The organism is Oligoflexus sp. (assembly GCF_035638955.1).
Classification (GTDB): domain Bacteria; phylum Bdellovibrionota_B; class Oligoflexia; order Oligoflexales; family Oligoflexaceae; genus Oligoflexus.
In genome coordinates, this window is the sequence record NZ_DASQYZ010000515.1 from 26,400 (window position 1) to 42,381 (window position 15,982).

Annotated in this window: 15 protein-coding genes; 4 read left to right on the top strand and 11 right to left on the bottom strand. The window is 52.6% G+C overall.

Going from position 1 to position 15,982, the window contains the following annotated elements; genetic code table 11:
• Positions 1-28 precede the first annotated feature (28 nt).
• Positions 29-802: a DUF2797 domain-containing protein gene (locus VE954_RS42365; protein WP_324964727.1), complete on the top strand. Its 774-nt coding sequence runs from the start codon at positions 29-31 to the stop codon at positions 800-802.
• Here VE954_RS42365 and VE954_RS42370 read toward each other — a convergent pair whose 3' ends face one another.
• Complete coding sequence (locus VE954_RS42370) at positions 803-2,104, bottom strand: hypothetical protein (RefSeq protein ID WP_324964674.1); 1,302 nt, start codon at positions 2,102-2,104, stop codon at positions 803-805.
• Positions 2,105-2,391: 287 nt separating this feature from the next.
• Between VE954_RS42370 and fusA the strand changes: the two genes are divergently transcribed.
• The 3 genes from fusA to VE954_RS42385 all read left to right on the top strand — a co-directional run bounded on the left by fusA (position 2,392) and on the right by VE954_RS42385 (position 5,726).
• A complete protein-coding gene (fusA, locus tag VE954_RS42375) occupies positions 2,392-4,497 on the top strand; it encodes an elongation factor G (protein ID WP_324964676.1) in 2,106 nt (701 codons plus the stop codon).
• Between the two features lie 135 nt (positions 4,498-4,632).
• Entirely contained in the window at positions 4,633-4,815 is a 183-nt protein-coding gene (locus tag VE954_RS42380) for a hypothetical protein (protein ID WP_324964678.1), read from the top strand.
• 230 nt (positions 4,816-5,045) lie between these two features.
• Positions 5,046-5,726, top strand: coding sequence for a substrate-binding periplasmic protein (locus VE954_RS42385; RefSeq protein ID WP_324964680.1), 681 nt, complete (start codon positions 5,046-5,048; stop codon positions 5,724-5,726).
• 18 nt (positions 5,727-5,744) lie between these two features.
• Here the strand turns inward: VE954_RS42385 and VE954_RS42390 are convergent, their stop codons facing one another.
• From VE954_RS42390 to VE954_RS42435, 10 genes are all read right to left on the bottom strand, one after another.
• Positions 5,745-6,401: a hypothetical protein gene (locus VE954_RS42390; RefSeq protein ID WP_324964682.1), complete on the bottom strand. Its 657-nt coding sequence runs from the start codon at positions 6,399-6,401 to the stop codon at positions 5,745-5,747.
• Between the two features lie 7 nt (positions 6,402-6,408).
• Entirely contained in the window at positions 6,409-8,265 is a 1,857-nt protein-coding gene (locus VE954_RS42395; RefSeq protein WP_324964684.1) for a tetratricopeptide repeat protein, read from the bottom strand.
• A gap of 15 nt (positions 8,266-8,280) precedes the next feature.
• Positions 8,281-8,655, bottom strand: a complete 375-nt coding sequence (locus VE954_RS42400) for a hypothetical protein (RefSeq protein WP_324964686.1) — start codon at positions 8,653-8,655, stop codon at positions 8,281-8,283.
• 196 nt (positions 8,656-8,851) lie between these two features.
• Positions 8,852-9,799: a type II secretion system protein GspN gene (gene gspN, locus VE954_RS42405; protein WP_324964688.1), complete on the bottom strand. Its 948-nt coding sequence runs from the start codon at positions 9,797-9,799 to the stop codon at positions 8,852-8,854.
• Between the two features lie 2 nt (positions 9,800-9,801).
• Positions 9,802-10,458, bottom strand: a complete 657-nt coding sequence (locus tag VE954_RS42410; protein ID WP_324964690.1) for a hypothetical protein — start codon at positions 10,456-10,458, stop codon at positions 9,802-9,804.
• Positions 10,455-12,128, bottom strand: coding sequence for a pilus assembly protein PilM (gene pilM, locus VE954_RS42415; RefSeq protein ID WP_324964692.1), 1,674 nt, complete (start codon positions 12,126-12,128; stop codon positions 10,455-10,457). The genes VE954_RS42410 and pilM overlap by 4 nt, the downstream gene beginning before the upstream one ends.
• A 72-nt stretch (positions 12,129-12,200) precedes the next feature.
• Complete coding sequence (locus tag VE954_RS42420; protein ID WP_324964694.1) at positions 12,201-13,445, bottom strand: hypothetical protein; 1,245 nt, start codon at positions 13,443-13,445, stop codon at positions 12,201-12,203.
• Complete coding sequence (locus VE954_RS42425; protein ID WP_324964696.1) at positions 13,442-14,212, bottom strand: type II secretion system protein; 771 nt, start codon at positions 14,210-14,212, stop codon at positions 13,442-13,444. Before VE954_RS42425 ends, VE954_RS42420 begins: the two co-directional genes overlap by 4 nt.
• A gap of 92 nt (positions 14,213-14,304) precedes the next feature.
• Positions 14,305-15,114: a hypothetical protein gene (locus tag VE954_RS42430; RefSeq protein WP_324964698.1), complete on the bottom strand. Its 810-nt coding sequence runs from the start codon at positions 15,112-15,114 to the stop codon at positions 14,305-14,307.
• Positions 15,098-15,976: a prepilin-type N-terminal cleavage/methylation domain-containing protein gene (locus VE954_RS42435; RefSeq protein WP_324964700.1), complete on the bottom strand. Its 879-nt coding sequence runs from the start codon at positions 15,974-15,976 to the stop codon at positions 15,098-15,100. The genes VE954_RS42430 and VE954_RS42435 overlap by 17 nt, the downstream gene beginning before the upstream one ends.
• Positions 15,977-15,982: the final 6 nt, after the last annotated feature.

A 15,982-nucleotide genomic window follows, 5' to 3' on the forward strand; every position in this document is an offset into this window, starting at 1 on the left:
TTGAGCGGAGCCGCCTGACGTGACGTTGATGACCCTGCGCAAGATGAAGACGGAGTTTCGAGAAGATAAACCGGTCCTCTACTTTCTTCAGGCGGATGAACCGCCACTCAATGAAAAAGTGGGGACGACCTTCTCTTTGCGCGCCAGCGGCTCCATTTTTTGTGTCGCCTGTGGACGGAAAACCAGCAAGAGCTTCAATCAAGGCTACTGTTTTCCGTGCATCAGGGCTCTGGCCCAATGCGACAGCTGCATGATCAAACCCGAGCAGTGCCACTTTCATCGTGGCACCTGCCGTGATCCCAAGTGGGGTGAGGCATCGTGTATGATTCCTCACCTCGTTTATCTCGCCAACTCCTCCGGCATTAAAATTGGTATTACGCGGGCTTTTCAAAGGCTCACGCGGTGGATGGATCAAGGCGCCGTCCAGGCCATTCCACTGGCTACCGTTAAGAATCGTTTGGACGCGGGTCTGATCGAAATCGTTCTGAAGCAGCATTTTCCGGACAAAACCAACTGGCGGGCTATGCTGAAAGGCAATGTGGAACCATTGGATATGGAGAGTGTGCGGGACGAGGCGCTGGGTTTTCTGCCTATGCACCCCTTTGCCGAGACCTGTACGGAACCTGCTGTGACATTGCAGTATCCCGTGCTCGAATATCCACAGAAGGTGCAATCCTGGAGCCTGGATAAGAATCCGCTGCTGGAAGGCACGCTGCTGGGCATTAAAGGCCAGTACCTGATTCTGGATACAGGCGTGATCAATATTCGAAGCTATGCGGGCTACGAAGTGAACGTCAGCTGATTACGGCTTTTGCTCAAGCTGCTGAAAACCATCGTCCACAGGGACGACTTTCTTTTCCTGCTGCTTATCTTCATCCTTCAGGAAATAGACTTCCTCAACGTTGACATCACCATCTGAAAGTTCTTCGACTTTCAAATCCTGCACTTTGTTGGCAGGAGCTGGTGAGGCCGCAGGCGTACCGGGCGCGTCGTCCAGACCTGCAGCAACCTGCTGGAAGCGGACCCGGGCCGATTCAGACAGCGCGTTGCCAGCCAATTCCTGATTGATCCAGCCATTCACTTTGGGGTTGGGGTCATAGGTGGCCGCCACCAGATAAAGCTCATTGGTGGGATCGCGACGTGTGACAAGATTTTCCAAAATGACTTTACGTGTCCCCGCATCGACGATGCGAATGGCCTGGCGCATGATGTAAAGTTCGCCGCCAGTACTCTTCGTACGAAAACGCCGGAAATAATTTTGAATCAGAGGGCGGCGGGTTGAACCAATCGCCGCTTCCACAGTGTCGATATCCACGGCTTCGCCGGACTCAGCCAGGGCCAAAAGAGCTTCCATACGCGTCCAGAATTTAGGCTGCGCCAACGCATCATTGAGGAGGAGCTGGGTGCCTTTCAAACGGGAGTTCCGCATATCGATCACAGTTTTATAACGCTGCCAAACAAAGGGATGCGCGAGGCCCTGACGCCAACGTTCTTCCTGACCTGCGGTGAGCATGCCTGACGTTTCAAATTCCTCGATATCTTCGAGCGGATTGGGCAGCGCCCAGTAAGGATTACCCAGATCCACAGCCGGAGTCGGCTTGGCGGCAGCAGCAGCAGCGGCCGGAGCCACGGGAGCAGGCGTCGTTTGCTGCGTTGATGCCATGGTTGGCGCGCTTTCCAGACCCTCTTCATCCGCAGGTGTTTCAGGTGCCAACCCACTTATTGAGTCGAATTGACTTAAGATCTGCGACAGCGGGCTTTCCGTTCCGTCGCCACTTGTTAAATAAAGTGCGGCAGCCAGAGCTAATACCAGAGCTCCAAGTATGATATAGTTTCGGGTGTTTGAAGAATTGTCAAATTTACCAAAAAGCTCGGTCATGCGGGTGAGAGAAGTCCCGAATGACGAATTGTCTGAGATCGAACTCACGGGCTGGACGTTGCTTGCTTGATCCAGTTCACTGCCGGCCGTGGTCGACGTTTGAAACTGGTCCCCGCCGCCGTATTGGGGATTATACATAACATTCGCGGGTTTGGGCGCGTCTTTGCCCTGGCCTTGCAGGCCCCCGACATCATCGAGACTGATGGTTTTGATAGCTTCACTCATTTGGCACCCTCTGGTCCCTTTGGATCTTCTTTCCCCATCGTCAGAGTTTCAAGAAAACTTGAATGCAGGGGAAGGGTATGCGGCGGAATTTGCCGGATATTTCCTTTAAAAAGTCCCTGATAAGGGGCGCCAGCTAGGCGGCAAGAGGGAAGTTTTGATTGTTCTTCGCGCTGGAATTGCGTATAAACTTCGCTTGAATTTTGAGGATTTTGTGTTACTTAAACATCCTCCCGTGCGCTTATAAGCATGTTGTTTCAATCTTTTACTACCGCAAAGGTTTGCAGCCCATGAAACTCGAGAAGCTCAGGAACATTGGTATCTCGGCACACATCGACTCCGGTAAAACAACCTTGTCCGAGCGTATCCTCTATTACGCAGGTAAGATCCATAAAATCGAAGAGGTTCGGGGTGGCGGTGACGGCGCGACCATGGACCACATGGAACTCGAAAAAGAACGCGGTATCACGATCACGTCCGCATCGACGACGGTCTACTGGAAAGACCATATGATCAACCTGATCGATACCCCGGGTCACGTGGACTTTACGGTTGAAGTGGAGCGCTCGCTGCGCGTACTCGATGGCGCTGTCCTGGTCCTCTGCGGTGTGTCGGGCGTTCAGTCTCAGTCCATCACCGTTGACCGCCAAATGAAGCGTTACAACGTTCCAGCTTTGGCCTTTATCAATAAACTCGACCGCGCTGGCGCCAACCCTATCAAGGTTACGGGCATGCTGCGTGAAAAACTTGGTCACAATGCGGTGTTGCTGCAGTACCCGATCGGTGCTGAATCAGATTTCCTCGGCGTGGTTGACCTTATTACCCGTAAAGCCATCTACAACGACGGCGACAAGGGTGATGTCGTTCGCTTTGAAGAATGTCCAGCCGAACTCAAGGGTCAGGTCGAGACTTATCGTGCAGAAATGCTCGACAAGATTTCAATATTCAACGATGAAATGACCGAAATGCTTTTGGAAGAAAAAGAGATTCCAGAAGAGATGATTCATGCCACCATCAAAAAAGCCGTCAGCACCAAATCCATGACTCCTGTTCTCATGGGTACGGCTTTCAAAAACAAGGGTGTGCAGACTCTGCTCGACGCCGTTCTCCGTTACCTGCCTTCCCCAATGGAACGCAAGTACTATGGTAACGACAACGACAAGGGCGAGAAAATCGAAGTTTATCCCGATCCCAAGAAGCCGCTCTGCGCCATGGCTTTCAAGATTTCGGACGAAAACTTTGGTCAGCTGACCTATACCCGTATTTATCAGGGCACGCTGAAAAAAGGCGAAAGCTATTATAATCCACGTATGGGCAAGACCCAGCGCGTCGGCCGTCTGGTGCGTATGCACTCCAACGACCGTGAAGACGTGGCCGTGGCTGAAGCCGGTGATATTATCGCCATGGTCGGTGTGGAATGCGCATCGGGTGATACGTACTGTGACGAAGGCATCAACGTCACCATGGAAAGCATGTTCGTTCCTGAGCCTGTGATCGAACTCGCCATCAAGCCTGCCAAGCAGGAAGATCTGGTGAAGATGTCGAAAGCTCTGAACCGCTTTATGAAGGAAGATCCCACCTTCCGCGTGCACGTTGATAAGGAATCCAACGAAACCCGTATCGCAGGTATGGGCGAGTTGCACCTTGAAATCTACGTTGAGCGCATGAAGCGTGAATACAAGGCGAACGTGATCGTCGGTCAGCCGAAGGTTAACTACCGTGAAGCCCCGACTCAAAAAGCCGATTTCGATTACAAGCACAAAAAGCAGACCGGTGGTTCGGGTCAGTACGGTCACGTTGTGGGTACCCTGCACGTGAACGACGCTCCCAAATCCGAGGATGATTCGCACGAATTCGTTAACGCCACCGTCGGTGGTACGATTCCGAAGGAATTCATCCCAGGTGTGGAAAAAGGTTACCGCGAAGTTCTCGACAAGGGTCCTTTGGGTGGCTTCAAGGTGATCAACACCAAGTTCGAACTGAAGGAAGGTACGTATCACCCAGTCGACTCTTCCGAGATGGCGTTTAAGATCGCCGCTCGTCAAGCGTTCAAGCAGGCGTTCCTGGAATCCAAACCTGTGATCCTCGAGCCGATCATGAAGGTGGAAGCCGAGACGCCAATGGAATTCCAAGGTACTGTGCAGGGCGATCTTTCGTCTCGCCGCGGTATGCTCCTGGGTTCTGATATGCGTGATGAATATGCGGTTATCCTGGCTGAAGTTCCACTGGGCGAGATGTTCGGTTATTCAACCGACCTTCGCTCGAAGACTCAGGGTAAAGCAACCTTCTCCATGGAATTCGCTTGTTACCGACCTGTTCCTTCGTCAATCCAGGAACAGCTGGTCAAGAAATTCCGCGAAGATCAGGCTAAAGGCGGCAAGAAAGACGACGAATAATCGTCTTAAGCAACATGCTGTTATCAGGGGCTCCGCAAGGAGCCCTTTTCTTTTTCACCAAGACCTTCCCGCCGCCTCTTCTTTCAGCTTTGAAAGAATCTGCCGATACGAAAGCATCGCGCAGGAGGCGCTATCATGGAAAAGAAAGAAAACAAATTTCGTTTGCGTCTGGTGAAGACGACTGACGAAGTCACGGTCGATGCCAGCAGCCCCGAGTTGAAGCAGCAGCCTGCACAGGTGCACAGTGCCTTTGCCAGGCAGATGACGGATTACGCGGACGACCTGGACCGCATGATCGAAGCTATTCTCAAGTCCTAAAAAGATCAAAGATTCTAGAGCATGCAAGGTAGCTTTGCGCGGTTAAGTTTTCTTAACCGTGGACTTGCATGTTATTCGCCACCATTCCTCACAAGTCTCTGACTCATTCTTCCGATAAGCATTTCAAACCCCTATACTGACAATGGTGATCCCAAGAGCAACGACGCTCTGATCAACAGGCCTGGAGTTTCACTATTCACGGTTGGCTAAAAATTTTGGCGAGCGGGCTGATGTGCATCGGCACTATGATCCCGACATGTCCGCTCCACGGGTCTGAACCTGCGAAAACCCTTACCATCGGTTCGCCTTTGAACAGCCCGCCCTTTGTTTTTGAAGGCGAAGGCCGCGGCATTGAAATGGATCTGGTGACTTCGGTTGTCAAGAAAATGGGCTATAACCTGGTCTGGCGCCATTTGCCGCCCAAGCGGATTCGATACCAGGTCGCCCAGCATGAAATAAGCTTTGGGATCCGCTCCCAGGCCCTGAACACGGATAAATTGTTCTACAGCAGACCCTACATTCAGTTTCAAAACGTCGCGATTACCATGGACCCTAAGGTTCAAATTACGTCTTTACAGGATCTGTCGAAATATAGCGTGGTGGCCTTCCAAAACGCCAAGGACGCCTTGGGACCGGACTATGCAAAAGCCGTCAGCAAATGCACGGTCTATATGGAAATGCCGAATCAGGCCAAGCAAATCGAGACGTTATTCAGACGACGATCCCAGGTGATCATCCTCGAAAAGCAAATCTTCACATACTTTCGCGAGAAATTTTACCCAAAGAGCGAAGTGAGGATGTTTGAAATCTTCCCACCGACTTCGTACTCAGCCGTATTCAGTGACAAAAAATTGCGAGATGAATTCGACAAAGCGCTCCAGGCGGTGACGCCCGGATCGAATGGCAATTAGAATCTGTGTGGCAGGATGTCAGCCATTGATAGAATGGGCACGACGTTCCCAATTACGGTCCGCCTGCGCTTCATAAATGGTCTTTTGCAGACTCGACAGTTCGTTCGAAAGCTCGAGCGTGGGTTCCTCGAGTTGCTGCAGGAGCACCCGGGCCAGGCCCTTCCAATCCGACTGTGATTCCGCGATTTGAATGGCGCGATGGGCTTTATCAATGGCTTCGCGAATGGACGTCACGTTGGTGATATCAATGCGGCGGTCAATCAGCACAAGGATATGATCCAAAAGCTCAATCATAAGCCGCGCATCTTCGATCACCGCGCGCGCTTCCATACTCAACCGTGAGCCCTTGTACTCCCAGAGATGAACCGCCACCGGCTTCAGGTTACGGCCAATAGCCGTGCTGAGATTCCGCAGGGCATCAATGGTTTGAACACAAATTTCCATGGGTGAATCGATCTTGCAGCGCAGATCCGATTCGGGAGTCAGGGGCAACGCTGGCAACCGCAGTATATCCTCATGACCCAGATCGATCTCGCGACCATCCAGAATGATGCGAGTGATCGTGTGGTCCGGCCGCAGAAGGTGCTTCTCAATCCAGGCCGCGGCCTCAGACAGATTATGGATCGGCACAGGAACCGGGATCTTCTTGCCGTTGATCAGCAGTTTCTTGAGCATATCACTCTCAACCGTTGGATGAAGTCAGCTTGTTTTGCTGCTGTTCAAATTCGGTGCTGGCTTGCTTGGCCAGGGCGGCGGCTCGCTTGTCGCGAGGATCGGCGTCCAGGATTTGCTTCATGAGGCTCAGACAGTCACCGAAGCGTCCGAGCTTATAAAGGATGCCGCCGAGCGTATAGATAAAGTTGTAATCGTTGGGGTGAACCTGCAGATAGCGACGGATGGCTTTTTCAGCATCACCGTAGTTTTCGCTTTCATGCGAGATCCGAACCAGAGAATACAAAGCTGCTGTGTTTTCTGGATTGATGGCCAGAGCTTTCACAATCCAGCGACTGGCTTCGCGCAGCTCGTTCATGCCTTGGAAGGCCAGACCGAGCCCCAGATTTGCCATTTCGTCATCGGGAGCCAGACTCACGGCTTTCTGGAAGTGCAGCACGGCGATGTCGTTGCTGTTCTTCATCAGACCGACAGTGCCGAGCCCGATGAAAACGCGTGGCGAATAAGGATCCAGATCGGCGCCATGCAGATAAGCGTCTTTCGCGCCATCAATATCACCCAGTTTTGCAAAGCAGTCGCCGATAAGGCGATAAAGATTTGCACGGTGATGAACCGGAACCTGATCCATCTTGAAGACGGTTTCAATGGCATCAACAGCTTCGATATACTGCTTGCTGCGGACTTTGGCTTCGATCTCCAAAACGCGGTGGTCAAGGCTGCTCAGATCGGCCGTGGTGGTCGATTCCACAAAACGGTTCATCAGTTCGAGCATGCTGGCACGCACGCGTTCCGGAGTAAAGCGTCGGGCCGCTTCAGCCAGGTTTTTCTGAACAATGTCATGCACGATCGAGGGATTGGATCGCATTTTATTGATGGCTTTGGCCAGACTGATCGGCGAGGATGCGCAGAAATCGATGCGATGCTTGCCGCAGTATTCCTCGACCAGAGCATGCCGGGCCGCGATCACAGGGATACCCTGAGTCATGGCGCTGACCATGCGGTAGGGGTCGCCTTCCATGCGATCATGCGACGCGATGGGCGAGATATACATGGCATCGGTCGCCTGTTGAATGGCACGGATGCTGTCGCGAGTCGGTGCATAATAGACCGCGCAATTGTCGATACCCATATTCACAAACAGATCGCGCAGCTCCCCGGCATAGGTTCCCACGCCGCAGAAGATAATGCGCAGTTTGGATTTCAGGGTCGGTTCGCGCATGATCAGGAGGCGAGCGGCACCGGCCAGATCAGCCAGACCTTCTTCCCATTCCATCTGACCCATGTAGCTGATCACCAGTTCGCCTTCGGCGAGACCCAGTGTCGCGCGAGCCTTGGCGCGACCTGCGGGGCTACGGTCGAGGCGGGGTTCAACCCAAACGCCCATTTCCATAATGCGATCCGCATGGACGCCTTCGAGTTCGAGGGCGCTGCGTGCGGCTTTGGATTGCACGATAAAGCCGTCGGCACCGTTGGTGATCTCAGAGCGGATGGTGCGCATCTGATCCACGTCCTGAGCCGGGAATGGCACGAGGTTATCAACCCAAACCAGCAGGCGGAATTTGTGGCGCCAGCGGGCTTTCAGAGCCTGATAAGCGTAAAGGCCGAGGCGTTCCTTGACGATGACGATATCGAAGCTGCTCAGGACCTTTTCAAGGCTGGGCAGGAACGTTGGATTGTCGTCATGGTCCCGCAGGACCACGCAGGTCAGATCCTGGAAATACGAAGTCTGGGTCAGATAACCGCAGATCGACTCCGAGCTTATCACCTGAACTTCGAAAGCATCGGTCAAGAGGCGAAACTGATCAACCTCTTCGACACTGGGCAAGCTACCCAGAACCAGGGCTACCTTTTTCTTCAACTCACCCATCGAACGCCTCCGAATCTAAACCGATTTTTGAAAGCCTGCCTGCTCTTGAACGCCTGAATAAAACTTGCCGATCTTGGCCTGGTGCTGGGTGATCTTCACGAGTTTTTCGCTCATGTGATCCCGCTGTTTCTCCATCGCTTCCTGCAGACGCTGCTCCGCTGCTTGAAGGGCGATGCCCAGACGATGCAAGTCGGGATCATCGAGGTAATCGGAGCGCTGCCTCCGCACCAAGTGGTCTGCGGCACGGAAATTATGAAAGGCGGCATTGCGCCAACGCATTGCGGAATCGAAGCTGTTCCAGTCCTCTTTCGCGAGGGCTGCCCATGCTGCTTCGGAGCGCGCAAGATAGATCTCTAAAATCTTCCTGATGCGATGAAGTTCAGGGTTCATGACAGCCTCAATGCTCTGCATATCTTCATTGTATGGGACGGGGCTTTTCAGTGTCAATCCAACAGGGATCACCTCGCGTTTTCGTATATGCAGGCATCTTGCGACAGTGACTGGAGATTTTGGGCTCAACTGGGGAACACGACCAACTTCATGGATAAGTTGGTCGGGCTGAGAAGCTTGGGGAACTGCTTTAAATTTAACCGTTGCCTTCGAAAGCAGGACGCGCGATGGTGCCGCTGATCTTGTAATTCAGCTGGCCTTCCGTGCCGCCCATGACACTCAGGATAAAACCGAAGTTATCCTTCAGTGTTCCCTCGAGCTTAAGGGGGATCGTGACATCGAGGATGGAATTCGCGAACGGATTCTTCAGGGTGACCACACCTTTGACGTCGGTTTTGATCTCCTGGGTTTCAAATCCTGATTTGTTGTCGATCTGCAGCCGCCCTCCCTGCAAGGAGGCTTTGACGATGGCGCGCTTGAAGTTCTGCTTGGCAACGACCAGCGTGGGGTTGGCCAGATCCAGGCTGGCCTTGTTGATGTTGAGCTCCACATTCCCGGTCGACTGCAGGGGATCGTCAATGGCCAGCTTGATCTCGCTCCGTCCGCTCAGGTTGCCCTGAAAGATCAGCTGCACCAGAAGGTCCTTGATCATGTCATTGGCGGTTTTCGCCACATGATGCAGACCCACGTTCACGATACCGCCCAGCTCAAAATCCTTGGCTTCGAGCGAGATATGCTTGGGAACATAATTCTTATCGGTCATGAGTTGCCAGATGCTCCAGGAGACGCTGGTATCGAGCGTCCCATTGTTCCGGCTTACCAGTTCAACATTGACCTTGGCCTGACCAATGAAGAGGCTCAGCAGCGAAATCGAGGCGTCGATGCTTTTCAGCTCCATCTGCGCGCTGCCGTCCGCTGTCGCGATGCGGACTCCCGCGGCGTCCATCCCAATCAGGAATGATGGACCCATTTCCTTGACCCGCACCGTAAAACCGGTGGCTTGAGAGATTTCGGCAACAATCGCCTCTTTCAGCACCCCATAAGGGAAGGTGAAGAGGAAGAATACGAGAAAACCCAGAAAAAACAGCAGGACATACCACGCAGCGTTAAAGACCTTGCGTGTTTGTTCGGTCACCTCGGACACTGTTATCCTCCCGTCTTATAAGCAATGACTTTAGCACTGGTTTCAAAGAACAGGCGATCCCCATAACGTGTCCGGATTTGCAGACTATGCACGTTCAGGCTGCCATTGGACTTTTCCACTTCTTCCATGAATCTCAGAAGACGCGGCAAGGAAACCTTGGGCAATTTGAACTCGACCTGGGTATAGCGAAAGTCGGCAGCCAGCGGACTTTCAGCGGGAATTTCGGTGTCCTGCGAACGCAGGTCGGCGATCTGGACCCCGACCTGATTGGCTTTGCTTTCAAAGAAGGGCTTGGGCTTGAACTCCGCAGCGCTGCGGCTGACAGCCGATTTCAATTCCTGATAGCGCTTGAGCTCCTGATCATAGGTGGACGTCAGACCACGCACCTCGGTCAGAGCATCAAAGCTGGCATTCAATTCATCTTCCAGAGCATTGATACGGGTGTAATAGATCGTGAAGGCACCGAGCACGAACACCAGCAGCATTCCGGCAACACCCGCCAGCACGCCTGTTTGATGTTCAGGAGATAGTTTGTAAAAACTATCCATGATAAAGTCGATGCGCTCATTGTTGGCACCGAAGAGCGAGCGGCGGACCTTATCGACGACGCGACCGACCAGGGATTGGATGGAGTCACGAACATTCTGAAAAGCGCTCATAATTGCGCCGCCTCACTGTTAGGATGAACATATTCGGCCTGGATGGTGAATTCGATGACCTTACCGTCTGACCCGGGTTTGGCGCCTGAGCTTTTTTCTTCAACTTTACGCAAAGACTTGGTTTTGCCCAAGGCTTCGATGATGGCGGACTGCGATGCGAAGTTATCCGTTTCCGCTCGCATCGTGAGTTTGCCGACCCCCGGCTGGGTGGTCCGGAAATCAAATTCCGTGACATCGATTTTGGTGTTTTTTGGAACCACTTCGCTGATTTCCTTCATGACCCGCATCGGGCCGCTTTCGCTGTTGGCCAGCATGAACTCGGCTACGGCAGACCGCTTGTCGCGAATCCCGGCTTTCAACTTGCCTTCCGCATCCGAACGGAGCTTCTTAAAGGTAATGCTCTTGTCGGAATACTTTTTCTTGAGTTCCGGAAAACTGGTCAGGAACTCCTGGGTGTACTGGTCCTTCACCTTTTCAATCTGCTGATTGTAGAAGTAGTATTTCACCACATACGTCACCATCAGAAGGACCAGGACCAGGGAGATCACCTTAAAGGCCTGAGCTACGCCCTTCATGATGAATTCGTAGTTCTGGACGTAAGCGAATTCACCGCGTCGCAGGTTGATCTGCGAATGCTTTTTCAAATTGGTGACGGCTCGCAAACCGATGGCCAGACTTTGCGGCAGGATTTCCTGCTTGGCTTCCAGAGCGGGATTGATGCTGATATTGGTCTTGGTCAAATCGAACTTTTCGAAATTCAGTTCGAGCTGATCGCTCAAGAACTTCTCAAAGTTCTGCAGTTTGGACGTTCCACCGGTCAGGATCACCCGATTGATAGGTTCCTTATCCCAGGTTTTATAGGCGTAAAACGTCCGGCCCAGTTCCTTCACAATCGCATGAGCCGCAAGCGTGGTACGCTCGGCGATCCGCTTCCCGCGTTCGGTCAGGTCTTCACCGCGATAATTGGTATGGAAAACGGAGCTGACCTCGTGCTTGGCGCGCTGGGCTTCGTGGAAGCTGCACTCCAGATCACGGGCCAGGAAATCGGTGATATAGCGGCCGCCCAGGTTAATGGAGCGGAACATGCGCAGAACCCCGCCCTTGATAATACAGACGGAGGTTTTTTCGTTCCCCACATCAACCAGGGCATAGCATTCATTTTCCTGGGCAAGGATGGTCGGGCAAAGGTTATAAAAAGCCAGACTGTCGACGTCGACCAGCTTGGGGTCAATGTTCACCCGGCTGAGCAGATCCAAGAAATTACGCAGGAACGCCTTGCGCGTCATGACCGCAAGGGCCATGGTCTGACCCTTCGAATGCCCCAGAATCTGATGGTCGACAACCATGTCTTCCATGTTGAAAGGCACATATTCTTCAAGCTCCACCGCGATCGACTGCTGGATCTTGCGGGGGTCGCTAAAGGCGAAAGGGATCACGCGGGATGAAATAAACTGGCCCGGCATGGCCGTGATGATACGGTCAGCCGTCAGATTATGTTCCTGGAAGAGCTGTTCCATACAGATCGGCACGATCGCATCGAGGGGAACACCATCCAGATTGGGAATGACAGTCTCGTAGAAGTTCACGACTTCGTAGGACTTGAAGGTGTTGACAATCTCGATGGCTTTGATCGAATAACTGCCGATGTCGAGGCCTATGACTTTTTGCATAGAAGCGTTTCCGTCCTGGTCGCTGGCAAAATAAAGATAATGGGGGTGACCTTGGGTGCCCCCCTATCCATTCTATAACATTTTCCAGTAAAGATAGCGGTAGGCTGCCTTATACTGATTTTTGACGTCATCATCACCGGGCAACTTCCTCTGCAGGACCACTTCCAGGGTCTTGCTCTGCCCGAAAACTTCGGCCTGTACCTTAACCCGATAGAGATCAGACCGATATGTGAATCTATTTATGATTTCCTCACTTTCGGGACTGTCGGCACAGAATGATTCTTTGAGTGTCTGTTGAATCTCGGGCTGTCCGGAGAGCGGCCCGTCCTTGTCCGACTTGATGCGGTACTCCATGGCTTTTTCCGCACAGTCGGTCGTCGATTTCGGGAAGAGACAACCCAAAAACTCCCGGGATGCGGTATTGAAGTTAATGAGAGTTCTCGTGTTCTTCCCGGTGCCCACGGGGATGGGATAGACGGTCAAAAGGGGCGAAAAAATCGCATGCATATCGACATCCCAGCCCGGGATCATGCGCAGCTCGTCAAGACTATCGAAAGGCGCATTCTTGGCCTTTATTTTAGGAACCCGGTCGGCGTAAACATCGTCTTCACTGCTTTTGGCTGATTCGTCGTTAGGGCGCTCGTCCTTGTCCGCCCAATCCCTGATATAAGCCACCAGTTCGGGGACATTGACTTTTTTCTTATCCAGGTAATCTTTTTCCGCCGGACAGCTCATCATGGCCTTGAACATGTTCGAATAAACATTCCCGGTGTTGTCCGGCATGCTGTTGATGTTCAGCTTGGAGCTTTCGTCAGCCACATTCAGCGTAAAATGCCCATCAAACTGCTTCAGAGAATCCAGCACGGCACTGTCGCTGATCTTGCTAAGATCAAATGTTTCCTGCATTTGACCCGCCATTTCCATGGTATCCGCGCCGATGGGAAAGCCGTTCAACATGCCCCAGAAATCGGTGGGACTATCGGAGATACTGGCTTTTCCCCCGGTCGCTTCATGCTGGCCCAAATCAATCGCGAGGTCCGCCATCAGCAGAAAGGTTGCCAGGTTGGCTCCCGATTTGGCGATATACTCAGCTTTCAAGTTATTGCGACTGCCAATGGCCAGCTCGGCGTCAACGGCGGAGTTAACAATCATATCGGCGCTAAAAAGCGCCATAAGCGTGATCATAAACATCACAACGATCATCGCAATGCCACGATCTTTGGCCGTGGCGGGCTCTCCCGACCGAGGCTCACCCACCGGAAAACCCAAAAAGGTCTTCGGCCAGGGAAATGATGATGTCAGGCGCGGCTTCTTCACTCGTGATCCCACTTCAGGGTTTTGGATCGATCCTTCATTTCTTTCATTTCAAAGGCATTGGGGAGCGTAATGACCGTTCGCAGAGTCGTGACCGGGTCGCCTTCCGCGTATTGGGCCGTGTCGTCGGTCAAGTCATTGGTATAAGCATCGACTTCGATTTTCACCATACGTGGGAGGATATCCCGCCAATCGGTTCTAGTCGTATTCCAATCGTCTTCCCACTTTTCCCCAGTCCAGGGTTTGAGGCGAAGAGCCTTGATGTTTTTTGCCAGGACCACCATGGGAACATCGTCCTCAAAATTCATGGGGATGCTGGACGTTTCACCCCGATAAAGATTCGGACGCTGATTATCCTTATCCTTTTCAATACGATAAACCACGAAGGTTTGGTCGGATTCATGGGCACTGGCGATCCGGGGCTGATGCGTGAAAGTCGTCAGACGCAACTCACTGTTATTTTCCCAAGGCTTAATGCTAAAGAAGCTTTTGGTCGTGCGCGTGGTCACCGTTTGAGAATATTCCTGACGTTTGAAGTTCAAGACGAAAGCGTGCTGCAGGTCCTGGGTAATTCGGTCCATGACGATGGCAAGGCGATGATTGACCTTGGACCTTTGCGAAAGCTCCATACGCATGTCGATACCATTGGTCAAGAGACTGGACGTCGCGACGGTCATGGTCAAAAGAAGCGCAATCGAAATGAGGATCTCCAGGAGTGTCATCCCGGATTCCTTGTTGATTGGCATTCTTTGACTCTGTCCGAAACTCACAATCAGTCTTCCTCTTTTTCCATCGGTCTTAAGTATGCCATGGCTTTCATGAGACGCCGCTGAATGATAGGACCCGCCATGACGGGATCTTATCAAGGTCCGGGAGGTGGTGGCGCTGGCGGCACAGGATCTTTGGTCTGGACGCCCTCGGCATTAACGATCGAGCCGTCCACCTTTCTAAGGGACCCATCTTCATACCGACACCCACTCCCTGGCTCGGTCGTCCCCTTCGGTTCGGTGGGGAGACACGCAGGACCAGTTGGATCCGGCGTCGCGGGCCCGCCTTGCATTTTGGCAATGATCTCATCAAACTGCTTTTTTTTGGGCCCAAGGTACTCATCCAAAGCCTTGGTGTTGGTCAGCAAATAGGTCAGGCTCACACTGTCGCGCCGCGCTCCATCCGGCCAACTCACTTCAACGTAAGCCACTTTCATAATGTGGCCTTTAAAGATCTGATCCAGGATAGCATCCATACCGGGCATACCTTCAGCAGCCGTGGGCTTATCCGGTTGGGTGGGATCGTTCTCCTCCTCTTCATCCTTCATTCCCCCGTTTAAGAGGAAATCGAACAGAGGGAATTTCCATTCCTTGACATCGATGCTATAGCGGTAATCAAACTCGATCTCTCGTCCAATATCTTTGAATTCCACGTCTTTGACAGACATGCTGGTATCCAATTCTTTCATATCCATGGTCTGATAATTGTATTCGACCTGGGACATGATGCGTTTGGCGAGCCAAATGGCTTCATTTGAACGCCGCGCATATTCCACTTTATTGACGATATTGCCCTGTCCCGCCGCCATTTCCAGCGCGAAAGCCATCAGCAAACCCACAGCGACTATGGTTTCAAAAATAGTGAAACTGAGTTCGCGGGGATGTTTTTCAACGGGCTTTTTCATCACGGGTTAAATCCACCTCTTGATATCCAGATGAAACCTCGGCCAGCCCTTCATAGGGTTCGGTGACTACGGTATAGGTTCGCTCATCATAGCGGTTTTTATCTTCCACATCAGCTGGTGCGATATGGATGACGGCGCGCTCCACGTAGCCGCGCGGAAAGAAATAAAGATAAACGAATCCTTCCTTGCCCAATTCCTCGAAGGTCTGCAGTTTGCCGTGATGCTCGGCCTGCATGCTGCGCACACCGAATTGCGGACCCAGATGCCTTACAGTCCATTCCGCATTTTCAACAGCTTTCCATTCCGCCGGCGCGAGCTTGGCTTTGGCAGCCAGAAGCGGGGACGTTGGTTTCACGACCACCTCGGCTTCGGAATCTTCAACTTCCTTGCCGGCCAGCAGTTTATACTGCTCGAATTCCTCTTCAAAGGCAGCCTGTCGATCCTTGATTTCCTCAGGCGTCGGATCACGATCCAACTTTTCATCGCCCATATAGAAATCGCTACGATCCGTGGTCTCGAGCCAGTAATCCCCGCTGCCAAAGGCAAAGACGAGGCGATGCGGCTTTCTTGAAAGAACAGTCGTATCATAGGCGGCCCGGATGTCACCGGCCAGGGCATTGAGTTTTTGCGTCGCCTCGGTTTCTTCGGAGAGGGTAAAACTGGGAGCGGCGACCACAAACATAAGAGCAGCCAGAGAGATGACCACGATCATCTCGATCAGACTGAACCCACCTTCCCCAGCGCGTGCCCTGTGGGAAGGCAAGTCGTGTTCGGGTCGACGGTCGTATGGTGTCCGTAGGCCGATACCTGGGATCACACGCCAGAGGCGCGGATCGGGTCGGCGCCTCTTTGCTTGCGTCATAGCCCC